Source organism: Variovorax brevis (genome assembly GCF_030317105.1).
In the GTDB taxonomy this organism is placed as follows: Bacteria; Pseudomonadota; Gammaproteobacteria; order Burkholderiales; family Burkholderiaceae_C; genus Variovorax; species Variovorax brevis.
In genome coordinates this window covers 660,758-685,024 of sequence record NZ_JASZYG010000005.1, presented here as the reverse complement: position 1 = coordinate 685,024, position 24,267 = coordinate 660,758, and the positions used below count along the sequence as shown (strand labels likewise).

23 protein-coding genes are annotated in these 24,267 nt (G+C 63.6%); 17 read left to right on the top strand and 6 right to left on the bottom strand.

All coding sequences use genetic code 11. The annotated features are described in order from the left end of the window. Positions 1-105 precede the first annotated feature (105 nt). Positions 106-2,178: a YadA family autotransporter adhesin gene (locus QTI66_RS19545; RefSeq protein ID WP_286561489.1), complete on the bottom strand. Its 2,073-nt coding sequence runs from the start codon at positions 2,176-2,178 to the stop codon at positions 106-108. Positions 2,179-2,290: 112 nt separating this feature from the next. On the opposite strand from QTI66_RS19545, the gene QTI66_RS19540 reads away from it, so the two are divergent. The 3 genes from QTI66_RS19540 to QTI66_RS19530 all read left to right on the top strand — a co-directional run bounded on the left by QTI66_RS19540 (position 2,291) and on the right by QTI66_RS19530 (position 5,618). Then, complete coding sequence (locus QTI66_RS19540; protein WP_286561488.1) at positions 2,291-3,841, top strand: tryptophan halogenase family protein; 1,551 nt, start codon at positions 2,291-2,293, stop codon at positions 3,839-3,841. Further along, on the top strand, positions 3,838-4,977 hold the full coding sequence (locus QTI66_RS19535) for a DUF2827 domain-containing protein (RefSeq protein WP_286561487.1): 1,140 nt from the start codon (positions 3,838-3,840) through the stop codon (positions 4,975-4,977). The genes QTI66_RS19540 and QTI66_RS19535 overlap by 4 nt, the downstream gene beginning before the upstream one ends. 131 nt (positions 4,978-5,108) lie before the next feature. Next, positions 5,109-5,618, top strand: coding sequence for a pyridoxamine 5'-phosphate oxidase family protein (locus QTI66_RS19530; RefSeq protein ID WP_286561486.1), 510 nt, complete (start codon positions 5,109-5,111; stop codon positions 5,616-5,618). Positions 5,619-5,675: 57 nt separating this feature from the next. Here the strand turns inward: QTI66_RS19530 and QTI66_RS19525 are convergent, their stop codons facing one another. The 5 genes from QTI66_RS19525 to QTI66_RS19505 form a co-directional block, all read right to left on the bottom strand. Further along, positions 5,676-8,261 carry a bifunctional aconitate hydratase 2/2-methylisocitrate dehydratase gene (locus QTI66_RS19525; protein ID WP_286561485.1) on the bottom strand — a complete coding sequence of 862 codons (2,586 nt, stop codon included), beginning with the start codon at positions 8,259-8,261 and terminating at the stop codon, positions 5,676-5,678. A gap of 66 nt (positions 8,262-8,327) precedes the next feature. Next, complete coding sequence (locus QTI66_RS19520) at positions 8,328-8,867, bottom strand: hypothetical protein (protein ID WP_286561484.1); 540 nt, start codon at positions 8,865-8,867, stop codon at positions 8,328-8,330. Between the two features lie 29 nt (positions 8,868-8,896). Then, on the bottom strand, positions 8,897-9,907 hold the full coding sequence (locus QTI66_RS19515) for an HpcH/HpaI aldolase/citrate lyase family protein (RefSeq protein ID WP_286561483.1): 1,011 nt from the start codon (positions 9,905-9,907) through the stop codon (positions 8,897-8,899). A gap of 9 nt (positions 9,908-9,916) precedes the next feature. Beyond that, the gene (gene tam / locus QTI66_RS19510; protein ID WP_286561482.1) at positions 9,917-10,711 is read right to left on the bottom strand and encodes a trans-aconitate 2-methyltransferase; all 795 of its coding nucleotides are present in this window, start codon (positions 10,709-10,711) and stop codon (positions 9,917-9,919) included. A 111-nt stretch (positions 10,712-10,822) separates the two neighbouring features. Further along, positions 10,823-11,809, bottom strand: coding sequence for a malate dehydrogenase (locus tag QTI66_RS19505; protein WP_286561481.1), 987 nt, complete (start codon positions 11,807-11,809; stop codon positions 10,823-10,825). 203 nt (positions 11,810-12,012) lie between these two features. On the opposite strand from QTI66_RS19505, the gene QTI66_RS19500 reads away from it, so the two are divergent. The 14 genes from QTI66_RS19500 (at position 12,013) to asd (ending at position 24,181) form a co-directional block, all read left to right on the top strand. Beyond that, positions 12,013-12,774, top strand: a complete 762-nt coding sequence (locus QTI66_RS19500) for a GntR family transcriptional regulator (RefSeq protein ID WP_286561480.1) — start codon at positions 12,013-12,015, stop codon at positions 12,772-12,774. A 187-nt stretch (positions 12,775-12,961) separates the two neighbouring features. Beyond that, a complete protein-coding gene (sdhC, locus tag QTI66_RS19495) occupies positions 12,962-13,405 on the top strand; it encodes a succinate dehydrogenase, cytochrome b556 subunit (RefSeq protein WP_286561479.1) in 444 nt (147 codons plus the stop codon). A gap of 13 nt (positions 13,406-13,418) precedes the next feature. Then, a complete protein-coding gene (sdhD, locus tag QTI66_RS19490; protein WP_286561478.1) occupies positions 13,419-13,784 on the top strand; it encodes a succinate dehydrogenase, hydrophobic membrane anchor protein in 366 nt (121 codons plus the stop codon). A gap of 4 nt (positions 13,785-13,788) precedes the next feature. Then, on the top strand, positions 13,789-15,597 hold the full coding sequence (sdhA, locus tag QTI66_RS19485; RefSeq protein ID WP_286561477.1) for a succinate dehydrogenase flavoprotein subunit: 1,809 nt from the start codon (positions 13,789-13,791) through the stop codon (positions 15,595-15,597). Positions 15,598-15,624: 27 nt separating this feature from the next. Then, positions 15,625-16,326, top strand: a complete 702-nt coding sequence (locus tag QTI66_RS19480; RefSeq protein ID WP_286561476.1) for a succinate dehydrogenase iron-sulfur subunit — start codon at positions 15,625-15,627, stop codon at positions 16,324-16,326. Positions 16,327-16,332: 6 nt separating this feature from the next. Next, on the top strand, positions 16,333-16,614 hold the full coding sequence (locus QTI66_RS19475) for an FAD assembly factor SdhE (RefSeq protein ID WP_286561475.1): 282 nt from the start codon (positions 16,333-16,335) through the stop codon (positions 16,612-16,614). A gap of 64 nt (positions 16,615-16,678) precedes the next feature. Next, positions 16,679-17,989 (top strand): citrate synthase, encoded by a 1,311-nt coding sequence (gene gltA / locus QTI66_RS19470; protein ID WP_286561474.1) that lies wholly within the window; start codon positions 16,679-16,681, stop codon positions 17,987-17,989. A gap of 159 nt (positions 17,990-18,148) precedes the next feature. Further along, entirely contained in the window at positions 18,149-18,289 is a 141-nt protein-coding gene (locus tag QTI66_RS19465; protein WP_286561473.1) for an entericidin A/B family lipoprotein, read from the top strand. Positions 18,290-18,474: 185 nt separating this feature from the next. After that, on the top strand, positions 18,475-19,419 hold the full coding sequence (locus QTI66_RS19460; RefSeq protein WP_286561472.1) for a LysR family transcriptional regulator: 945 nt from the start codon (positions 18,475-18,477) through the stop codon (positions 19,417-19,419). A 33-nt stretch (positions 19,420-19,452) separates the two neighbouring features. Beyond that, positions 19,453-20,874: a 3-isopropylmalate dehydratase large subunit gene (leuC, locus tag QTI66_RS19455; protein ID WP_286561471.1), complete on the top strand. Its 1,422-nt coding sequence runs from the start codon at positions 19,453-19,455 to the stop codon at positions 20,872-20,874. 16 nt (positions 20,875-20,890) lie between these two features. Beyond that, complete coding sequence (gene leuD / locus QTI66_RS19450; protein ID WP_286561470.1) at positions 20,891-21,541, top strand: 3-isopropylmalate dehydratase small subunit; 651 nt, start codon at positions 20,891-20,893, stop codon at positions 21,539-21,541. 15 nt (positions 21,542-21,556) lie between these two features. Continuing rightward, positions 21,557-21,838: a hypothetical protein gene (locus QTI66_RS19445; RefSeq protein WP_286561469.1), complete on the top strand. Its 282-nt coding sequence runs from the start codon at positions 21,557-21,559 to the stop codon at positions 21,836-21,838. 24 nt (positions 21,839-21,862) lie between these two features. After that, positions 21,863-22,951: a 3-isopropylmalate dehydrogenase gene (gene leuB / locus QTI66_RS19440; protein ID WP_286561468.1), complete on the top strand. Its 1,089-nt coding sequence runs from the start codon at positions 21,863-21,865 to the stop codon at positions 22,949-22,951. An 87-nt stretch (positions 22,952-23,038) separates the two neighbouring features. After that, positions 23,039-24,181: an aspartate-semialdehyde dehydrogenase gene (asd, locus tag QTI66_RS19435; protein WP_286561467.1), complete on the top strand. Its 1,143-nt coding sequence runs from the start codon at positions 23,039-23,041 to the stop codon at positions 24,179-24,181. Positions 24,182-24,267 lie beyond the last annotated feature (86 nt).

Sequence of the window (24,267 nt, the reverse complement as noted above, 5' to 3'; positions counted from 1 at the left end):
TCGGGGCTCGGGGTCGACGACATCTTCATCATTGTGACTGCGTCGGGAACGAAGGGTCATGGTCCAAATCGAGAACGCTCGGCAAGGACGCGTTTAATTGATCGCCTACGAAGAGGACAGGCTGTCGACACTCGTCGACAGCGTGCTCACGCCCGTGGACAAGGTGCTCACACCCGTCGACAAGCTGCCGATGCTGCTCGTCGTCGTGCTCATGCCGGTGCTCAACTGCGCGACCGTCACCGCATCGGTCGGGTCCGCGCCGTCGGCCACGTTCTGGATGCGCCGTTGCGCCGTGGCATTGCCGATCGACACAGCCGAAGCCGGTGCGGCCTGGCCGGTGAGGAAACCGGTGCCTGCAGGCGCGGTCGTCGCCGTGCTGCCCGAGCCCAGGGCGATGGCGCCCGCATAACTGGTGACCGCGCCATTGCCGAGTGCCATGCTGCCCACGCCCTGCACCGATGACGAGGATCCAATGGCAATGCCATCACCCGACAGCGCATTCACGCTCGCACTCTGCCCGATCGCAATCGATCCGGCAGGCGTCGCTTGCGCGCCGTTGCCCATCGCAACGCTGTTGTTGCCGATGGCTGTTGCCTGGCCCACCGCGATGGCATCGGTGCCGGTGGCAGTGGCTTGTCCGCCCGTGCTGTTCACCGCCAGGTACGGGCTGGCCGCCGCCTGCGCCACTGCATAGAGCTGTGAACCGCTCACGGCATCCGTGGACGTCGCCGACACCTCGCCATCCGCCACGCCCTGGATCTGTCGCAACCCGATCGCCACGACACCGTTGGTCGGCGCCTGGTTCACGGCAAAGGTCTTGCCCTTGATGATGGTGCTGGCGCCCGTCCAGTTGGTCGTTGGTGACAGCGCAGTCGCCTGCGAAGTCGAACCCAGGGCCACGGAATTCGCCAGCGATGACTTCGAGGCAAGGCCGATCGCAATGGTGCCGACCGCGCTTGTGGTGGCAGCGGAGCCAATCGCCACGCTGCTGATGCCGCCGAGCGTCAGGTTCTGCCCGATGCCGACCGCGTTGTTCTGTGAGATCGCGATGTTGCTGCCAACCGCCACCGCGCCTTGGGGCGCCGTATTCGACAAGCCGATCGCAACGGCTCCGTCGCCGGTCGCGGCCTGCGCGCGCCCGATGGCGACCGAGCCGCCGCCAGCGGTGGTGCCATTGGCAGTGGTCAGCGCCGAACCGATGGCGACGTTCTGGCCTGTCGCGCCGCTGTTGGTGCCCTCGCCAATCGCGATGCCGTCCGTTGCGTTGACGACCGAATCCTTGCCGATGGCGATGCCCGCAGCCGCGCCGGTGACGACCTGGGCATTGCCACCCATTGCGACCGAGAAGGCACCGGCGGCCTTGGTCGTGGATCCAAAAGCGATCGCTGATTCCGCGGAGGCCTCGCTGCCGACCCCGATGGCCGTCGCGGCCTTGCCCGACGCCAGCGCAGCCACGCCATAAGCCATGGCAGTGGGCGCCGTCGCGGTAGCGGCCATGCCGACCGCCTGCGAATAGTTGCCGGACGCCATCGCGCCGCAACCCACCACGAAGGAGCCCACGCCCCAAGCGCGCGGCTCGGCAGTCGTGATGGCATTCGGGTAGCCGCCAGCGCTGCCCAGGTTGCCCGGCGCCGCCCAGACCTGCGACGTCGTATAGGTATCCCACACCGTCCTGTTGGTGGTGTTGACGCCGTTGAGCCCAGGCGCATTGGAAATGACGTTGGCATAGAGTTGCGCCGCCGTCAGCGTGCCACCGCCGATCGCACCCGCCGCGTTGGTTCGGCCAGCGACGCTGACCGAGCCGCAGTTGTCGTTGTCGTCGCCCGAGATGGACATCGACAGGTTGCTCGAAGACGCATAGTTGCCTGCGCCACTGTCGCTTCTGTTGAGAGCGCCTTGCCAATAGAAGCTTGCGGCATCGGCATCCCCCGGCGCGAAGCTTCCCAATGCCGTGATGGCTGCGAGCGCAACGACGCTGTGGCGCAAGCCGCCAGCCTTGCCCCGGGCTGACACCAATTCGGAGACCGCGACCCATGTTCCCGTCGCTTGACTGAAAACGGAGCGATATACCCTGTTCACATGGGCCTCCTCTCTATGGCGGCACGGCCGCCGGTGCGGACGCGCGCCAAGTCCCTTGAACGCCGGGCAGTTTACGGTTCGACACCATGATTGCCGCATCGGCGTACCCCGTAACGTTCGTAATAAACGGTCGCCATATCGGACATGTTTGCGCCACATCGAACTCAAAATAGCCGTCCTGCAGCTCTCATCCCGGCGGAGTGATGGACCCATGAGCGAACAACGCAATCGGATACGAAGCATTGCCATCGTCGGTGGTGGCACTGCCGGCTGGATGGCGGCCGTGGCGCTGGGCTACACGCACCGCGAAGGGCCATGCACCGTGCGTTTGATCGAGTCCGACGAGATCGGCACCGTCGGTGTTGGCGAGGCCACCTTGCCCATCTTGCGTTTGTTCAACCGCTTCTTCGGCATCGACGAAGACGAGTTCATGCGCGCCACGCAAGCCAGCTTCAAGGCGGGCATCCAGTTCGAGGACTGGGCACGCATGGGCTATGGCTTCTTCCATCCGTTCGGTGGCTATGGCGCGCCGATCGAGCGCTTGCGCTTCTATCAATGCTGGTTGAAGCAGCACAAGGCGGGATCGCCGTACAGCCTCAACGCGTATTCGGAGAACGCCGTCGCGGCAAAGCTGGGTCGCTTTGCGCGCGCGCGTTGGCCCAACGGCGAAGTCGCCGACAACCAGTACGCGTTCCATTTCGATGCGGCCCTCTATGCCGCGTACCTGCGACGCCGTGCCATTTCGTTTGGCGTGCAACGCACCGAAGGGCGTGTCGATCAAGTCAAGCTGCGCGAAAGCGATGGCTTCATCGAATCGATCAAGCTGGTCAGTGGCGAAGTGGTCGAGGCCGACCTCTTCATCGATTGCTCGGGCTTTCGCGGCCTGCTCATCGAAGGCGCGCTGCACACGGGCTACGAAGACTGGAGCCGCTGGCTGCCATGCAACCGCGCGTGGGCCGTGCTTTGCGAAGGCGTCGATGCCATCACGCCCTACACACGCTCGACCGCACGCAAGGCGGGTTGGCAATGGCGCATTCCGCTGCAGCACCGCATCGGCAATGGCTACGTCTACTGCAACGAGCGCATCAGCGACGATGAAGCCGCGGCAACGTTGCTGGCCAATCTCGATGGCCGCGCCCTCGACGAGCCGCGACAGCTGCGCTTTACCGCCGGCCGCCGCAAGCTCTACTGGAACAGGAACTGCATCGCCCTCGGCTTGGCATCAGGCTTCCTGGAGCCACTGGAGTCATCGAGCATCGGTCTGATGCAGAACGCCATCTTCCGCTTGCTCGAGCTGATGACGGACCGCGGCTTCGAGCAGGCGACCGTTGATGAATACAACCGCCAGACCATCCTGGAGACCGAGCGCACGCGTGACTTCATCGTGCTTCACTACCTTGGCAATGGACGGCATGGCGAGCCGATGTGGGACGACTGCCGGCACATGGAAGCACCCGCGCACTTGCAGGAGCGCATCGACCTCTTCCGCGTGCGGGGACACCTCAATCTCGAGAACGAACCCTATGGCGAAACCAGCTGGCTGGTGATGCTGACCGAGTTGGGATTCGTGCCACGCGACTACAACCCGCTGATCGATGCGCTGCCTGCCGCGACGCTGGAGAAGTCGATGGCCGACATCCGCGACCAGGTGGTGCGCTACGTTCAAGGGCTACCTGCGCACCGGGCCTACCTCGAGGCGAACTGCCGGGCCGATAGCCCGGTGGCAGTGGCCACGCCGACTCCGATGGCGGTCCGCGCATGACGACATCTTCCGCAAAGCTGTGCATCGGCATCACCATCGGCCTGCACCACGCGGCCGAGACGCTGTGGAACAACGGCATCAAGCAGAACGCCGTGTACCTGGCGGAAGCGTTGAAGAACTGCCCCAATGTCGAAAGCGTCGTGCTGGTGAACACCACGGCGGTGCCGATCACGCCAGCGTTGCCTTGGGATCTTGCACGCTGGCCCACCGTCAATTGGCACGGCGCAAAAGACTTCGTCGACGTGTTGATCGAACTGGGCGGGCAAATCGATCCGGTGCAGACCGACTACCTCAAGCAACGCGGCGCGCGGCTGGTCTCCTATTGCTGCGGCTTCGAGTACGTGACGTCGATGGAATCGATCGTCTTCGGCCGCGCGCTGTGGGGCGCGAACCTCTTCGTCAATCAACGTTATGACGACATCTGGATGGTGCCGCAGGTCGACAACATCAGCCGCCCCTACTTCGAGGTGCTGCGTCGCCAGAAGGCCAGGCCGGTGCCCTTCGTATGGAGTCCCGTTTTCCTGGAGCAGCGCAGCGCGTCGATGGCGAACCACGGCCTCTATGCGCCACGCAACGGACCGCGCCGCCTGACCGTGATGGAGCCGAACATCGACGTGGTCAAGTTCTGTCTTTATCCAATCTTCATTGCCGAGACGGCGTATCGGGCACGGCCGGACGCCATCGAATTGCTGCAGGTGACCAACGCCGAACGCATTGCCAAGGAGAGCCTGGAGTTCATCACGCTGATGAACCAGCTCGATCTTGTTCGGCAGCACAAGGCGGTCTTTTTGGGGCGGCACGACACGCCGCAGTTTCTCGCGGACCGAACCGACATCGTGGTCTCGCATCAATGGGAAAACCCGCTCAACTATTTCTACCTCGAGATCTGCTGGCAAGGCTTTCCGCTGGTGCACAACGCAACGCTTTGCACCGATCTCGGCTACTGCTACGAAGGCAATGACGTGCAGGCTGGCGCGGACCGCGTCATCGAAGTCATCGATCACCACGACGCCGCGTTCGTTGCCTTTCGCGATCGGCAGCGCAGGCTGATCGCGCGCTATCTTCCTGACAACGAACAACTCGTTGCGCACTACGCGACGCTGCTGGACGAAGTCGTGAAACGGCCTGCGCGCTGAAGGCGAACTTCACAGGCTTGCCAAAGCGGCGCGTCAGCGCCGGACCACACGCGCATGCGCCATTGCTGCGCGAAGGCTGCGCCATCTGCCCCTTAGCTTGCTCTCTTTGTCAAACCCAACGGAGAGCATTCATGAGCGAAGTGCAGGAAACGTACAACCCCGAGACGCTGTGGGACCTGATCAAGGAAACACGCTACGGCATGCTGACCCATCGCCACGAAGATGGCCTGCTTCACAGCCATCCGCTGACCACGCAGAACAAGCGCCTGGATGCCGACGCGCTGCTCTACTTCTTCATACCGAAGGACGGCGAGATTGCGCACGTGGTGGCGCACGATGGCTCGGTGAACGTGGCCTATGCCAACCCTGATGACGACACCTACGTCTCGGTGACCGGTCGCGCATCGATGCTCGACGACCCCGCGTTGAAGGAAAAGCTTTTCACGAGCTTCGCCAAGGCGTGGTTTCCTGGCGGCGCGGGCGATCCGAACCTCGGGCTTCTCGCGGTCGAGATCGTCAGCGCCGACTACTGGGAAGTGCAGGACAGCAAGCTGACCCAACTCTTCAAGATGATGCGATCCGCAGTGACCGGCAACCCGCCGACAGATATCGGCGAGCACGCACGGGTCGTGATGAACTGAGAGCGTCCCGCAAAAACAAAAACCCGCCGAAGCGGGTCTTTGTGATTGGTGCGCAGGTCAGGCGGCGACCGTCGCTGCAGCTTCGGTGAACTCGTCGATCTTGTCGAAGTTCAGGTATTGATAGACCTGATCGCTGGCGGCGGTGAGCACACCCATGCCGGCCATGTATTCCTCGCGCGTCGGGATGCGGCCGAGCGTGGAGCAGATCGACGCGAGTTCGGCGCTGCCGAGGTACACGTTCGTGTTCTTGCCCAAACGGTTGGGGAAGTTGCGCGTGCTGGTCGACATGACCGTCGCGCCTTCGCGCACCTGCGCCTGGTTGCCCATGCACAGCGAGCAGCCCGGCATTTCGGTGCGCGCACCGGCGTTGCCGAACACGCCGTAGTGGCCTTCTTCGGTGAGCTGGTTCGCGTCCATCTTGGTCGGCGGCGCGATCCACAGCTTGACCGGGATGTCGCGCTTGCCTTCGAGCAGTTTCGACGCGGCGCGGAAGTGGCCGATGTTGGTCATGCACGAGCCGATGAACACTTCGTCGATCTTGGCGCCGGCCACGTCGGAGAGCGTCTTCACGTCGTCCGGGTCGTTCGGGCAAGCCAGGATCGGCTCATGGATGTCGGCCAGGTCGATCTCGATGACAGCAGCGTATTCGGCATCGGCATCGGGTTGCAGCAGTTGCGGGTCCTTCAACCACGCTTCCTGTGCAGCGATGCGGCGGCCCAGCGTGCGGGCGTCAGCGTAGCCTTCGGCAATCATCCAGCGCATCAAGGTGATGTTGCTGTTGATGTATTCCATGATCGGCGCCTTGTCGAGGTGCACCGTGCAGCCAGCGGCCGAACGCTCAGCCGAAGCGTCGCTCAGTTCAAATGCTTGCTCGACCTTCAGGTCCGGCAGGCCTTCGATTTCGAGGATGCGGCCCGAGAAGATGTTCTTCTTGCCCTTCTTCTCGACGGTCAGCAGGCCGGCCTTGATGGCGTACAGCGGGATCGCGTTCACGAGGTCACGCAGCGTGACGCCGGGTTGCATCTTGCCCTTGAAGCGCACCAGCACCGATTCCGGCATGTCGAGCGGCATCACGCCGGTCGCAGCCGCGAAAGCCACCAGGCCGGAGCCGGCCGGGAAGCTGATGCCGATCGGGAAGCGCGTGTGGCTGTCGCCGCCCGTGCCCACGGTGTCAGGCGTCAGCAGGCGGTTGAGCCAGCTGTGGATCACGCCGTCGCCCGGACGCAGCGAGACGCCGCCGCGCGTGCTGATGAAGTCCGGCAGCTCGTGGTGCATCTTCACATCGACCTTCTTCGGATAGGCCGCCGTGTGGCAGAACGATTGCATGACCAGGTCGGCGGAGAAGCCCAGGCAAGCCAGGTCCTTCAGTTCGTCGCGGGTCATCGGGCCGGTCGTGTCTTGCGAGCCGACCGAGGTCATCTTGGGCTCGCAATAGGTGCCCGGACGAACGCCCTGGCCTTCCGGCAGACCGCAAGCACGGCCGACCATCTTCTGTGCGAGCGAGAAGCCCTTCTTGGTGTCAACGGGCGCTTGCGGCAGGCGGAACAGCGTCGAGGGCGGCAGGCCCAGCGCCTCACGCGCCTTCGTCGTCAGGCCGCGGCCGATGATCAGCGGAATGCGGCCACCGGCGCGCACTTCGTCGAACAGCACGTCGCTCTTCACGGTGAACTCGGCGATGACCTGGCCGTCCTTCAACGCCTTGCCTTCGTAGGGGCGCAGTTCGATCACGTCGCCCATGTTCATGCCGTTCACGTCGAGCTCGATCGGCAGTGCGCCAGCATCTTCCATCGTGTTGTAGAAGATCGGGGCGATCTTGGTGCCCAGACACACGCCGCCGAAGCGCTTGTTCGGGATGTAGGGGATGTCCTGGCCAGTGAACCACAGCACGCTGTTGGTCGCCGACTTGCGCGAGGAGCCCGTGCCGACCACGTCGCCGACGTAAGCGACCAGGTGGCCCTTTTCCTTGAGCGATTCGATGAACTTCACCGGGCCGCGCTTGCCGTCTTCCTCGGGCGTGATGCCGGGGCGCGCGTTCTTGAGCATCGCCAGGGCGTGCATCGGGATGTCGGGACGGGTCGTCGCGTCGGGCGCGGGCGACAGGTCGTCGGTGTTGGTTTCGCCGGTCACCTTGAACACGGTCAGCGTCATGCTTTGCGGCACTTCGGGGCGGCTGGTGAACCACTCGGCGTCGGCCCAGCTTTGCAGCACGGCCTTGGCGTGGGCGTTGCCGCCATCGGCCTTTTCCTTGACGTCGTGGAACTGGTCGAACATCAGCAGCGTCTTCTTGAGCGCATCGGCGGCCACGCCGCCCACTTCAGCGTCGTCCAGCAGGTCGATCAGCGGGCTGATGTTGTAGCCACCCAGCATGGTGCCGAGCAGTTCAGTGGCGTGCGCACGCGAGATCAGCAGGCTCTTTTCGGTGCCATGGGCCACGGCGGCGAGATAGCTCGCCTTGACCTTGGCGGCGTCGTCCACGCCGGCCGGCACGCGGTGCGTGAGCAGGTTCAGCAGGAACTCGCCGTCCTTGGCGGTTGCCGTCTTGAGCAGCTCGATGAGTTCGCTGGTCTGCTTGGCAGACAGCGGCAGGGGGGGAATGCCGAGCGCGGCGCGTTCGGCAACGTGGTCAACGTAGGCTTGCAACATGGTTTTCTCTCCGGGGAACTTGGGACGGGCAGCGGCGCCGCAATCAAGCAAGAGCCGCGCCGTGGCTTATTTCTTGGGGGCGTCTGCACCTTCGAACAGGCTGGCGGGCGGGTTGGCTTTCATCTCTTCAGCGAACTTGGCCTGCTCGGCGGCTTGGCACTCGTCGGCCAGGCGCAGGCCCAGCTTCTGGCTCATCAGCATCGACTTGTTGCCCAGCTGCAGCCACATGGCTTCCTGGCGCGGGTCTTCCAGGCGAATGGCGCCGGTGCGGCTGTTCACCGGGTGCATGCGGTACTTCACCTTGCCGTGCGTGAGGTTGAAGAAGCCCGGCTTGGCAGTGTCCTTCTCGATGTCGACGCTGGCGCCCAGCTCGCACTTGATGTTGCCGGTCTGCACCTTGTCGGCCACCGCGATGTCTTCGGGTGTGAGCACGACGTTGGTGTCTTCGATGATCGGCTGCTTTTCCTCGACCTTCTTGATGATCTTCTTGGGCACCACCTTCTGGGTGATCTTCTTGCCCGTGGACAGCGGCTTGGCCGCATCCTGCGCCGACGCGGCGAAGGGCAATGCCAGCGCGATCGCCGCTATGAGTGCAATCTGTTTCATGGTGGGTTCCTTGTTGGAGGGTTTGGTTTTCAGGATGAAGCGGGCGCGGCAAACCATGCCTTTGCTTCCGCGGGCATGGTGCGGCCTGTGGCATGCGCACGCTCGAGTACTTGCCAATAAAGGCGGTAGCTGGCTCGATCGTGCAGCACGCCTTCGAAGTTGATGGGCGCCCAGTCGGCGCGCAGCGCAGCGGCAATGATCCGCGTCGCCGCATCGATCTGCTTTTCGCCCGGGGCAAAAGCATCGAGGATCGGGCGAATCTGGTTCGGGTGGATGCTCCACATGCGTGTGTAGCCGAATTCATTGGCGGCGCGGTGCGCGGCGGCGCGCATGGCGTCGACGTCATTGAATTCCGTGACGACGCAATGCGAAGGCACCTTGCCGTGCGCGTGCGCGGCGGAGGCGATTTCCAGCTTGGCGCGCACCACCAGCGGATGCGTGAATTGGCCGGCCGAGGCCATGCCTTCGGCGGGAATCGCGCCGGCATGCGCCGACACGAAATCCATGAGCCCGAAGCTGAGCGACTGCACGCGTGGATGGGATGCGATCCTGAAGGCGTTGTGCACGGCCAGCGGCGACTCGATCAGCACCTGCAAGGGCAGCGAGGTGGCACCTGCCGCGTCCAGCGTGTCGGCCGCTTTCACGACGTCAGCCAGCGTTTCGACCTTCGGCACCATGATGTGGCTGAGGCGGCTCGCCGCGTGCCCGGCAATGGTGATAATGTCGCTGGCAAATGATGCGTGATCCACGGGATGCACGCGGGCGCCGACACGCATGCCGGGCGCCGCTTTCAGGACCAGTTCGCTCACCAGCGCCGCGTGCTCGGCTTCGCCACCGACGGGCGCACCATCCTCGCAATCGAGCGTGACGTCGAACACGCAGGCGCCGAACTCCTGGGCCATCTCGGCCTGGAGCGCGAGGCTTTTTTTCATGCGCGCTTCGACACCGCTGTAGTGGTCGCACACCGGCAGGCTGATGGCGCCAGCCTGGGCGCCAAGCAGCACTTCGCGGGGGTGATGGAAGGAGGATGCGTCGCTCATGACTTGCAGTTATGACTTGCGTGTCGCCACGATGAACAGGCGCGGAAAGGCCAGCAGCCGCTGTCCATCCGCGCGTTGCGGATAGGCGTCGCCGATACGGCGCTCGTACTCCGCCAGATAGCTGGTGCGCAGTGGCGGCGTCAGCGGATCGATGAAGGGGCGCAGCCCCGTGCTGCGCACCCATTCGACGATTGCCTGCGGCGATGCCATCGGGTGCTGATAGGCGGTACGCCAGATGTCGACGCTGCCGGCGAGCGGTGCGAGAAGATCGTAGTACCCGTCGAGGCCCAGCAGTTCGGTGCGCAACTTCGAGTAATCGCCAATCGCCTCGGCCCACGTGGGCTCGGCGGCGACTTCGCGCATCAGGCGATGCGTCGGCTCGTCGCGGTTGTCGGGCATCTGGATCGCGAGCACGCCGCCGGGAGCCAGCGCGTTCAGGAGGCGCGGCAACAGCGTTCGGTGATCGGGCACCCATTGCAGCGCCGCGTTCGCGTAGATCAGGTCGGGCGGCGTGTCGGGTTGCCCGCTGCCGATGTCGCTCAGGACGAACTGCACCTTCGGAAATTTGGCCTCAGGGAGGCGTTCGCGCGCCGATGCAAGCATCGAGGGCGAGTTGTCCGTGCCGATGACGGCAGCAGACGGAAAGCGTTCGACCAGCAATTCGGTCGAGTTGCCCGGGCCGCAGCCCAGGTCGACGGCCAGCGCAGCCGACTGGAGCGCCACGCGCGCGAGCAGGTCGCGTGCGGGGCGGGTGCGCTCATCCTCGAAGCGGGTGTAGAGCGCGGGGTTCCAGTCAGTGGTCATGAGGCCCCCCGGCTTTTCACGCGCGACGCGCGTGTAACTCCACCCCCCAAGGGGGAGGCGCGGCCGCCTTGGGGCGGCCCGGCGGCGGCCTCATTGACTTTCACGCAGCAATCAGAGCAGGTGGGCCACGCCGGCTTGTTCGCCCTGCAGCTCTTCCAGCGTCTTGTTGATGCGTTCCCGGCTGAAGGCGTCGATTTCCAGGCCGTCGACGACCTTGTATTCGCCGTTTTCGCAGGTCACGGGGAAGCCGAACATCGTGTCCTTCGGAATGCCGTACTGGCCGTCCGACGGGATGCCCATCGTGACCCACTTGCCGTTGGTGCCCAGGGCCCAGTCGCGCATGTGGTCGATGGCAGCGTTGGCAGCCGAGGCGGCCGACGACAGGCCGCGCGCTTCGATGATGGCGGCACCGCGCTTGCCGACGGTCGGCAGGAAGGTGTTGGCGTTCCATTCCTGGTCGTTGATCATCTTGGCGACGCTTTCGCCGTTGATGGTGGCGAAGCGGTAGTCGGCGTACATCGTGGGCGAGTGGTTGCCCCAGACGGTCAGCTTCTCGATGTCGGCCACGGCCTTGCCGGTCTTGGCGGCGATCTGGCTGGCGGCGCGGTTGTGGTCCAGGCGCAGCATGGCGGTGAAGTTCTTGCGCGGCAGGCTGGGCGCGCTCTTCATGGCGATGTAGGCGTTGGTGTTGGCCGGATTGCCGACCACCAGCACCTTGACGTTGCGGCTGGCGACGGCGTCGAGCGCCTTGCCTTGCGCCGTAAAGATGGCGCCGTTGACGGCCAGCAGCTCGGCACGTTCCATGCCGGGGCCACGGGGACGCGAACCGACCAGCAGGGCGTAGTCAGCGTCCTTGAACGCCGTCATCGGGTCGCTGTGCGCTTCCATGCCGACCAGCAGCGGGAAGGCGCAGTCGTCGAGTTCCATCATCACGCCCTTGAGGGCCTTTTGCGGGCCTTCGACGGGCACTTCGAGCAGATTCAGGATGACCGGCTGGTCTTTGCCGAGCATTTCGCCGGATGCGATACGGAACAACAGTGCGTAACCGATTTGACCTGCGGCGCCGGTGACGGCAACGCGAACGGGCTTCTTGCTCATGGGAGGGACTCCAGGGTGGTGAAAAAGACTGGCTCTCGGGGCGGCGGATAAACACGTATTGACGGGCTTCCTGTCATGGGCGAAAGCGCCCCGGCGCGAAAACGAGCGAGATTTTATGCCGAATTGTGCTTTTTATGGCGCATGTCTTATGTCTTATATAAGATACGAGGTGTACGCATTGACACAGTGCGTCAATCCAGACCATGAACACCCCTTCCAGCCAGCTCGCCGAAAGCGCGACGCCCGCCTACAGCCCGCTGTACCTGCAGATCAAGACGCTCATCCTGCAGAGCCTTCACGCGGGCGAGTGGAAGCCGGGCGAACCGATTCCCAGCGAAATGGAGCTGGCGGCGCGTTTCCGGGTGAGCCAGGGCACGATGCGCAAGGCGATCGACGAGCTGGCGGCCGAAAACCTGGTCGTCCGGCGCCAGGGCAAGGGCACTTTTGTCGCTACGCACGCCGAGCAGCACGTTCAATACCGCTTTCTCAAGCTGGTGCCCGACAGCGGCGACCTGAACACCGAAGGCCCCGCCGAACGCACCATCGTGGACTGCCGGCGCCAGCGCGCCGCCGCCGATGTGGCCCGCGCCCTGTCGATCAAGACGGGGGACGCCGTGCTTCAGGTGCGCCGCGTGCTCGCCTACAGCGGCGTTCCCACCATCCTCGAAGACCTCTGGCTGCCAGGAACGCCCTTCAAGGGCCTGACGGCCGAGCGCCTGGAAAACTGGCATGGACCGATGTATTCGCTCTTCGAGACCGAATTTGGGGTGCGCATGGTGCGCGCCGAAGAAAAAATCCGTGCCGTGCTGCCCGACGCTGCGCAAGCCGGGTTGTTGCAAGTTACGACCGCGACCCCCCTACTCAGCGTCGAGCGCGTGGCGCACACTTACCACGACACGCCCATGGAGCTGCGCCGGGGCTTGTATCGCACGGACACGCATCACTATCACAACGAACTCGGGTGAACAATGCTTGCCCCCAGTGATTCCGCGCGGCCGGTTTGAGGCGCTCCTGAATCTGTAGCACTTGAGCAATGCACTGCGTCGATGCACGACGCACCGATACCGGATGGTGCATTGCAATAGAATTTTGCGTTGTTTGCATTTACCCAAAGTACAAGCCGTCCTTCCAAAAAAAGCCACGAAAGTCCCCATGACAGAGCTTGCAACCTCCCGGCCGCCGCGCCGCGAATTCAGAAACATCAACGCCTTCACCGACCTCAGGACCTATCGGTTGCCGCCCGCCGGCATCGTGTCGATCCTGCACCGCGTCAGCGGTTTCCTGATGTTTGCGCTGCTGCCGTTCATCATCTGGATGTTCGACACCTCCATCTCCTCTGAAATCTCCTTTGCAAAGTTCAAAGCCGTGTTCAACACCGGCTTTTCTTTTGTGCCGGGCTTCTTCGTGAAGCTCGTGGCCCTTGCGCTGATCTGGGCTTACCTGCACCACTTCATCGCCGGCCTGCGCCACCTCTGGATGGACGTGAGCCACGCCGCCGTGACCAAGGAGTTCGGCAAGAGCTCCGCCATCGTCACGCTCGCCCTGAGCATCGGCCTGACGGTCGTGCTCGGCCTGAAGCTCTTCGGCGCCTATTGAGAGGAGCACGAACATGGCAGTGAACTACGGCTCCAAGCGCACCGTCGTCGGCGCGCACTACGGTCTTCGCGACTGGCTCAGCCAGCGCGTCACGGGCGGCCTGATGGCGCTCTTCACGCTGATCTTGCTGGCGCAAGTGATCTTCACGCGCGGGCCCATCGGCTACGACAAGTGGGCCGGCATCTTCTCGGCGCAATGGATGAAGGTCCTGACCTTCGCAGTGATCGCATCGCTGCTCTATCACGTGTGGGTGGGCATGCGCGACATCTGGATGGACTACGTCCAGCCCGTCGGCATTCGCCTCGCCCTGCAAATTTTCACCATCGTTTGGCTTGTCGGTTGTGCGGGTTGGGCCATTCAAGTGCTCTGGAGAGTCTGATTCAATGACCTACACAAAAGACCAAATCACCAAGCGCAAGTTCGACGTCGTCATCGTCGGCGCCGGCGGTTCCGGCATGCGCGCTTCCCTTCAGCTGGCACGTGCCGGCCTGAACGTCGCTGTTCTCTCGAAAGTGTTCCCGACCCGCTCGCACACCGTCGCTGCACAGGGCGGCGTGGGCGCATCGCTCGGCAACATGAGCGAGGACAACTGGCACTACCACTTCTACGACACCATCAAGGGTTCGGACTGGCTGGGCGACCAGGACGCGATCGAGTTCATGTGCCGAGAAGCACCGAAGGTCGTGTACGAGCTCGAGCATTTCGGCATGCCCTTCGACCGCAACCCGGACGGCACGATCTACCAGCGCCCCTTCGGCGGCCACACCGCCAACTACGGCGAAAAGCCCGTGCAACGCGCCTGCGCCGCAGCCGACCGCACCGGCCACGCGATGCTGCACACGCTCTATCAAAAGAACGTGGAAGCGCGCACGCAGTTCTTCGTCGAATGGATGGCACTCGACCTGATCCGCGACGAAGAAGGCGACGTCGTCGGTGTCACCGCCCTCGAAATGGAAACCGGCGACCTGCACATCCTGCAGGCCAAGACCGTGCTGCTCGCCACCGGTGGCGCGGGCCGCATTTTTGCCGCATCGACCAACGCCTTCATCAACACCGGCGACGGTTTGGGCATGGCGGCGCGCTCGGGCATTCCGCTGCAGGACATGGAGTTCTGGCAGTTCCACCCGACCGGCGTGGCCGGTGCCGGCGTGCTGCTGACCGAAGGCTGCCGCGGCGAAGGCGCGATCCTGCTCAACAGCAACGGCGAACGCTTCATGGAGCGCTATGCGCCCACGCTGAAGGACCTGGCGCCGCGCGACTTCGTCTCGCGCTCGATGGACCAGGAAATCAAGGAAGGTCGCGGCTGCGGTCCCAACAAGGACTACGTGCTGCTGAAGCTCGACCACCTCGGCGCGGAGACCATCCACAAGCGCCTGCCTTCGGTGTACGAAATCGGCGTCAACTTCGCCAACGTCGACATCACCAAGGAACCGATCCCGGTCGTGCCGACGATTCATTACCAGATGGGCGGCATCCCCACCAACATCAATGGCCAGGTCGTCATCCAGAAGGGTGAAGAGAACAGCGCCATCGTCAACGGCCTCTACGCCGTCGGCGAATGCTCCTGCGTGAGCGTGCACGGCGCCAACCGCCTGGGCACGAATTCGTTGCTCGACTTGCTGGTGTTCGGCCGCGCGGCGGGCAACCACATCGTCGAGTTCAACAACAAGAACAAGGAACACAAGCCGCTGCCGGCCGATGCGGCCGACCGCACGCTGGCACGCCTGAACGAACTCGAATCGTCGACCGACGGCCTCTACGCACAAGACGTCGCCAACGAGATCCGCGCCACGATGCAGCAGCACGCAGCCGTGTTCCGCAAGCAAGCCTCGATGGACGAAGGCGTGCAGAAGATCGCCGCCGTGCGCGAGCGCGTGCGCGCCGTCACGCTCAAGGACAAGTCGCGTGTGTTCAACACCGCGCGCATCGAAGCGCTGGAAGTCGACAACCTGATCGAAGTGGCGCAGGCCACGATGGTCTCGGCCGCTGCCCGCAAGGAATGCCGCGGCGCGCACACGGTCGAGGACTACGAACGCCCGGCCGATGATCCGGTCGCGCCGCTCGGCCGCGACGACGCCAACTGGATGAAGCACACGCTGTGGTACAGCGAAGGCAACCGCCTGTCGTACAAGCCGGTCAAGATGCAGCCGCTCACCGTTGCCTCTGTGCCGCCCAAGGTCCGCACGTTCTAAGCAAACAGAAATTACAAGGTTTCCACGATGAAGCGCACATTCCAGATCTACCGCTACGACCCGGACAAGGACGCCAAGCCCTACATGCAGACCATCGAGATCGAACTCGACGGCCACGAACGCATGCTGCTCGACGCCTTGATGAAGCTCAAGGCGCAAGATCCCACGCTGTCCTTCCGCCGTTCCTGCCGCGAAGGCGTCTGCGGCTCCGACGCGATGAACATCAACGGCAAGAACGGCCTGGCCTGCCTGACCAACATGAACACCCTCAAGGGCACCGTCGTGTTGAAGCCGCTGCCCGGCCTGCCCGTCATTCGCGACCTGATCGTGGACATGACGCAGTTCTTCAAGCAGTACAACTCGATCAAGCCGTACCTGCAGAACGACACCGTGCCGCCCGAAAAGGAGCGCCTGCAGTCGCCCGAAGAGCGCGATGAGCTGAACGGCCTGTATGAATGCATCCTGTGCGCGAGTTGCTCCACGAGCTGCCCCAGCTTCTGGTGGAACCCCGACAAGTTCGTGGGCCCGGCCGGCCTGCTGCAGGCTTACCGCTTCATCGCCGACAGCCGCGACGAAGCCACCGGCGAGCGCCTGGACAACCTGGAAGACCCGTACCGCCTGTTCCGCTGCCACACCATCATGAACTGCGTCGACGTCTGTCCCAAGGGCCTGAACCCGACCATGGCGATCGGCAAGATCAAGGAATTGATGGTCCGCCGGGCTATCTGAACCATCATGCAAGCCGCGACATCACTGCACGACCAGCCGATCGACGAGCGTACGTTGAGCCGGCTCAAGTGGCGTTGCCGCCGCGGCCTGCTCGAAAACGACCTGTTCATCGCCCGATTCTTCGAGCGACATGAAGCCGCCCTCACCTATGGGCAGGCACAGGCACTGGAGACATTGATGGATCTGTCGGACAACGACCTGCTGGACCTTCTTCTGCGACGAAAGGAGCCCGAGCCTGCAGAGGCCGGCGCCGGCGTGGTGGAGCTTGTTCACCTCATGCGCACCTGACAACGCGACGCACCGATCTTTTTTGTCAGTTCTCCAGTTATCTCATCTCTGAAAGTACCCTCAAATGAAAGCCTCCGATACCAAGGCCACTCTATCGTTCAGCAACGGTGGACAAAACGTAGACCTGCCGATCTACAAGGGCACGCTGGGCCCGGACGTCATCGACATCCGCAAGCTGTACGCGCAAACCGGCATGTTCACGTACGACCCGGGCTTCATGTCCACAGCGTCGTGCGAGTCGGCCATCACGTTCATTGACGGCGACAAGGGCGAACTGCTGTATCGCGGCTACCCCATCGAGCAACTCGCCACGAACTGCGACTTCCTCGAAACCTGCCACCTGCTGCTGTACGGAGAACTGCCCAACCCCGAGCAAAAGGCCGGCTTCACCAAGCTCGTGACCAACCACACGATGGTGAACGAGCAGATGCAGTTCTTCCTGCGTGGCTTCCGCCGCGATGCGCACCCGATGGCCATCATGACCGGCCTGGTCGGCGCCCTGTCGGCCTTCTATCACGACAGCACGGACATCAACAATCCGAAGCACCGCGAGATCGCCGCCATCCGCCTGATCGCGAAGATGCCGACGCTGGTCGCCATGGCGTACAAGTACACGATCGGCCAGCCGTACATGTACCCGAAGAACGATCTGAGCTACGCCGGCAACTTCCTGCACATGATGTTCGCCACGCCGTGCGAGGAGTACAAGGTGAGCCCGGTGCTCGAGCGCGCGCTCGACCGCATCTTCATCCTGCACGCAGACCACGAGCAGAACGCGTCGACCTCCACGGTGCGCCTGTGCGGTTCGTCGGGCACCAACCCCTTCGCGGCCATCGCAGCCGGCGTGGCCTGCCTCTGGGGCCCCGCCCACGGCGGCGCCAATGAAGCGGCGCTCAACATGCTGTACGACATCCAGAAGGCTGGTGGCGTCGAGAAGATCGGCGAGTTCATCAAGCAGGTCAAGGACAAGAACTCCAACGTCAAGCTGATGGGCTTCGGGCACCGCGTCTACAAGAATTACGACCCGCGCGCCAAGCTCATGCAGGAAACCTGCAAGGAAGTGCTGAGCGAGCTGGGCCTGGAAAACGACCCGCTGTTCAAGCTGGCGATGGCGCTCGAGAAAATCGCTTTGGAAGACGAGTACTTCGTCTCGCGCAAGCTCTACCCGAACGTCGACTTCTACTCGGGCATCGTGCAACGCGCGATCGGCATCCCGGTGCCGCTCTTCACCGCGATCTTCGCGCTGGCCCGCACCGTGGGCTGGATCGCCCAGCTGAACGAAATGATCGGCGACCCGGACTACAAGATCGGCCGCCCGCGCCAGCTGTTCGAAGGCTCGCCCCGCCGCGACGTCAAGCCGATCGCCACGCGCTGATCGACTACACAGCGTCTCCTTTGCGCTGACACGAGAAAGCTGCCTTTGGGCAGCTTTTTTGCGTTTTGGCTGACAAGACAAGCGAGCGCCGAACGGTACTTTTGAGGCCGGAGGGGGTTGCTCCCTCGCCTTTTCAACATTCACCGAAGGAGTCTTGTCATGAAGAAGATCGCCGCTTTGCTCGCCGTGACGTTTGCGTTCGTCATTCCCCTCGCCGGCTGCAACACCATGAAGGGTGCGGGCCAGGACATCCAGAAGGGTGGCCAGAAGATGGAAGACGCCGCCCAGAAGAAGCAGTGAAGTTCGGGCCACGGCCTGTTCACGACAAGCGGGTTGCGGCCCGCTTTTTTGTGACCGCTGAGACTTCAGCGGTTTGAAAACACATCGCGACGCGGCAGCTTGGTCATCGCGGATCACGATGACGAAGGGGGTATTTGCGTAGCAAAATGGCGGGATGCATCGCGAAATGCGATGCCCACCGCTTTATGGCCCTCCCTGACCGCAATTTCGTCCGTCGCGTCGACCTGACCTCGCTCCAGCTTTTCGTGGCCGTGTGCGAGCTTGGCAGCATCGGCCGCGCGGCGGAGCGCGAATTCATTGCGGCTTCAGCCATCAGCAAGCGCCTGTCGGACCTGGAAGCCACCCTTCACACCCCCCTGCTCTACCGCCACACGCGCGGCGTCGACCTGACGCCCGCCGGCGAAAGCCTGCTGCACCACGCGCGCTCGGTGCTCTACAGCCTCGAAAAGATGCAGGGTGAACTCAGCGAATACGCCGACGGCGTGCGCGGACACGTGCGGGTGCACGCCAATATCTCGGCCATCGTGCAATACCTGCCGGAAGACCTGGGCGTCTTCACGCGCGAGCATGAGGCCATCAAGATCGACCTCGAAGAGCATCTGAGCAGCGAGGTGCTGAGGGCCGTGCAGGAAGGCGCCGCGGATCTCGGCATCTGCCACGCCAGCGACGGCACGCATGAACTGCAGAGCCTCGCGTACAAGCAGGACCGTTTAGCCTTGGTGGTCCCCAAAGGCCACGCGCTGGCCGCCCACCCCACCATCGACTTTGCGCAGACGCTCGACTTCGACCACGTGGGCCTGCACACCAACAGCTCCATCTACGTCGCCATGCACCAGGCCGCACTGGACGCGGGGCGCAGCATCAAGCTTCGCATCCACGTCACCGGCCTGGACGCCATGTGCCGCATGATCGAGAACGGCTTGGGCATCGGCGTGATGCCCCTGCGCGCCTTCGAATTGATGCAGGGCGGCATCGGTCGCGGGCTGGTCAGCATTGCGTTGAACGACGCTTGGGCGCAGCGCGAGATTCGCCTCGTGGCGCGCGATTTCTCGACCTTGCCCGTGGCTGCGCGATCGCTCGTCAGCCACCTGCATTCCACGGCCGGCGCCCGCGAAGCGCTGGCTGCATGAACAAGACATACATCCCCACGAAAGAAGACTGAAATGGCCCGCACGCTCTACGACAAGATCTGGGACGAACACGTCGTCCACACCGAGGAAGACGGCACCGCGATCCTCTACATCGACCGCCACTTGGTGCACGAAGTCACCAGCCCGCAAGCCTTCGAGGGCCTGCGCGAGGCCGGCCGCAAGCTGTGGCGCATCAGCTCGGTCGTGGCCACGGCCGACCACAACACGCCGACCACGGGATGGGAGCGCGGCTACGAAGGCATCGCCGACCCGACCAGCAAGGAACAGGTCACCACGCTCGACCACAACATCGCCGAATTCGGCGCTGCAGCTTTCTTCCCCTTCCTCAGCAAGCGCCAGGGCATCGTGCACGTGATCGGCCCGGAATCGGGCGCGACGCTGCCGGGCATGACGGTCGTCTGCGGCGACTCGCACACGTCCACGCACGGCGCCTTCGGAGCGCTCGCGCACGGCATCGGCACCAGCGAGGTGGAGCACGTGATGGCCACGCAGACGCTGCTCGGCAAGAAGGCCAAGAACATGCTTGTCAAGGTCGAAGGCAAGCTGCCGCTCGGCTGCACGGCCAAGGACATCGTGCTGGCGATCATCGGCAAGATCGGCACCGCCGGCGGCACCGGCTACACCATCGAATTCGCCGGCTCCGCCATCCGCGACCTGACGATGGAAGGCCGCATGACGGTCTGCAACATGGCCATCGAAGCCGGCGCGCGTGCAGGCCTCGTCGCGGTCGATGAGAAGACGATCAACTACGTGAAGGGCCGTCCCCTCGCGCCCACCGGCGTGGAGTGGGAACAAGCGGTCAGCTATTGGAAGACGTTGCATTCCGAACCCGGCGCGCATTTCGACCTCGTCGTCGAACTCGACGCGACGAAGATCCCGCCGCAAGTCACCTGGGGCACCTCACCCGAGATGGTCACCGACATCAACGGCCGCGTGCCCGATCCCGACAAGGAAAAGGACGCCAACAAGCGCGGCGCCATCGAACGCGCCCTGACCTACATGGGCCTGGAGCCCAACAAGCCGATGAACGACATCTTCATCGACAAAGTGTTCATCGGCTCGTGCACGAACAGCCGCATCGAGGACATGCGCGAAGCCGCCGCGGTGGTGAAAAAGCTTGGCCAGAAGATCGCGAAGAATGTGAAGCTCGCGATGGTCGTGCCAGGCTCCGGCCTCGTGAAGGAACAGGCCGAGCGCGAAGGCCTCGACCTGATCTTCAAGGCCGCAGGATTCGAATGGCGCGAACCCGGCTGCTCCATGTGCCTGGCCATGAACGCCGACCGCCTCGAACCCGGCGAACGCTGCGCCTCGACCAGCAACCGCAACTTCGAAGGCCGTCAAGGCGCCGGTGGCCGCACGCACCTCGTGAGCCCCGCCATGGCCGCGGCCGCCGCGGTGCACGGCCACTTCGTCGACGTCCGTACCTTCGCCTGATCAGGGAACACACACCATGCAGAAATTCACCGTGCACAAGGGCCTCGTCGCCCCGATGGATCGCGAGAACGTCGACACCGACGCGATCATTCCCAAGCAATTCCTCAAGTCGATCCGCAAGACCGGCTTCGGCCCGAACCTGTTCGACGCCTGGCGCTATCTGGACACGGGCGAGCCCGGCCAGGACCCGGCCACCCGCAAGCCGAACCCGGACTTCGTGCTGAACCAGCCGCGCTATGCCGGCGCGTCGATCCTGATCGCGCGCCAGAACTTCGGCTGCGGCTCGTCGCGCGAGCATGCACCCTGGGCGCTCGACCAGTACGGCTTCCGCGCCATCATCGCGCCGAGCTATGCCGACATCTTCTTCAACAACAGCTTCAAGAGCGGGCTGCTGCCGATCGTGCTGCCCGAAGCGCAGGTTGCCAAGCTGTTCGACGAAGTCTTCGCCTTCCCCGGCTACCAGCTCACCATCGACCTGGAACGCCAGGTGGTGGTCAAGCCCGACGGCACCGAACTCGCCTTCGACGTGCAGGCCTTCCGCAAGTACTGCCTCATCAACGGCCTGGACGACATCGGCCTCACGCTGCGCCACAAAGACAAGATCGAGGCTTTCGAGAAAGAGCGCTTGGCGACCAAGCCCTGGCTCGCCCACACGATGGTGAGCTGATCCGGAGCCGTCGCCATGCGCAGGCTGTTTCAGCGTTGGGTGTTGTCCCGGCTGTGGCTGACCTTTGTGGTGCTCTGCTTGAGCTTTCTGGCGTTCGGCATCGGATCCCTCAACCTCGTCTACCTGTTCCAGGCCAATGCCACCTTTCTCGCCGAGCAAGGATGGCAGGCCGTCATGGACGGTGCGCTGGTGCAGCTGACGCAGCTCATACTGAACGGCGTGCTGAGCATGGTCGCCTACGTCATCTTCAAGACCTGCGAACATCGCCTGTCGCATTGGCTTGCCGATGAGCATTGATCAACAACCAACCCATTGACCCTCATGAAAATCGCAGTCCTCCCCGGTGATGGCATCGGCACCGAAATCGTCGCGGAAGCCATTCGCGTCCTCGACGTGCTCGACCTCAAGTTCGAAAAGGAAACCGCCCTGGTCGGCGGCGCCGCTTACGAAGCGCACGGTCATCCGCTGCCCGAGTCGACGCTCAAGCTTGCCAAGGAAGCCGACGCGGTGCTCTTCGGCGCCGTCGGCGACTGGAAGTACGACAAGCTCGACCGCCCCCTGCGCCCCGAGCAGGCCATCCTTGGCCTGCGCAAGAACCTGGGCCTGTTCGCCAACTTCCGCCCGGCCATCTGTTACGAGCAGTTGGTCGACGCATCCAGCCTCAAGCCCGAGTTGATCGCGGGCCTGGACATCCTCATCATTCGCGAACTGACCGGCGACATCTATTTCGGCCAGCCGCGTGGCCGCCGCACCGCCGTTGACGGCCACTTCCCGGGCGCCGAGGAAGCCTTCGACACGATGCGCTACTCGCGCCCCGAAGTCGAGCGCATCGCCCGCGTCGCCTTCGAAGCCGCCCGCAAGCGCAACAAGCTCGTGACCAGCGTCGACAAGGCCAACGTGCTCGAGACTTTCCAGTTCTGGAAGGACGTCGTGACCGAGGTCCACAAGGACTATCCGGACGTCGAACTCGACCACATGTACGTCGACAACGCCGCGATGCAACTCGTGAAGGCGCCCAAGAAGTTCGACGTGATCGTGACGGGCAACATGTTCGGCGACATCCTCTCGGACGAAGCCGCGATGCTCACCGGCTCCATCGGCATGTTGCCCTCGGCCTCGCTCAATTCGAGCAACCAGGGCCTGTACGAGCCGAGCCACGGCAGCGCCCCCGACATCGCCGGCAAAGGGGTTGCAAACCCTTTGGCTACAATATTGTCTGCAGCCATGATGCTCCGCTTCTCCCTCAACCAGCCCGAAGCTGCCGACCGTATCGAGTCGGCGGTCAAGCAGGTGCTCGCCCAGGGATTGCGCACAGGAGACATCTGGTCCGAAGGCACGAAGCGCGTCGGAACCCGTGAAATGGGTGACGCCGTGGTTGCGGCCATCACCAAAAAGACGATTACCGGCTAACCGCAGCCCGATTCGTCACGCCCCTCCCGGCTCGACGAGCCGGGCGCAAAGAGAAACCAGATTCTTTTTTCTATAGGGCAACTTCAAATGGCGAACGCAACTCAACCTTTGGTCGGCCTCGTTGGCTGGCGCGGCATGGTCGGCTCGGTCCTCATGGACCGCATGGAGGCCGAAGGCGACTTCGGGCTCATCGAGCCGATGTTCTTTTCCACGTCCAATGCGGGCGGCAAGGCTCCCGCGCAAGCACGCAATGAGACCCAGCTGCATGACGCGCTCGACATCGCGCAGCTGTCGAAGTGCGAAATCATCATCACCTGCCAAGGCGGCGACTACACCAGCGAGGTGTTCCCCAAGCTGCGCGCCGCCGGCTGGAAGGGCCACTGGATCGATGCCGCCTCCACCCTGCGCATGCAGGACGACGCCATCATCGTGCTGGACCCCGTCAACCTGCCGGTCATCCAGAACGCGCTCACAAAGGGCGGCCGCAACTGGATCGGCGGCAACTGCACCGTCAGCTGCATGCTGATGGGCGTGGGTGCCCTGTACAAGGCAGGCTTGGTCGAGTGGATGACCAGCATGACCTACCAGGCCGCATCGGGCGGCGGTGCGCAGCACATGCGCGAACTGCTCACCCAGTACGGCACGCTCAACGCCGAAGTGCGCGACCTGCTGCACGACCCGAAGTCGGCCATCCTGGAAATCGACCGCAAGATCCTCGCGAAGCAGCAGAACCTGTCGGCTGCGGAAACGGCCAACTTCGGCGTGCCGCTGGGCGGCTCGCTCATCCCCTGGATCGACAAGGACCTGGGCGATGGCATGTCCAAGGAAGAGTGGAAGGGCGGCGCCGAAACCAACAAAATCCTGGGCCAGGGCGCCGGCTTCGGCACCGCTGCCACACCGGTTGACGGCTTCTGCGTGCGCATCGGCGCGATGCGCTGCCACAGCCAGGCGCTGACCTTCAAGCTCAAGAAGGACGTGCCGCTGGCGGACATCGAAGCGCTGATTGCCGCGGACAACGAATGGGTCAAGGTGGTTCCCAACACGCGCGAGGCATCCGTGAAAGATCTCACGCCCGTTGCAGTCACCGGCACCATGAATATCCCTGTCGGCCGCTTGCGCAAGCTGGCCATGGGGCCGGAATATCTGGGCGCCTTCACGGTGGGCGACCAACTGCTGTGGGGCGCGGCCGAACCGCTGCGCCGCATGCTGCGCATCCTGTTGGAAGCGTGATGTACTGCACGGGCGTGAGCCATTCGCGCCCGGCGTTGCTTCACAACAACGGCGAAAATGCGACGAAGTTCGTACACACTGGGTTA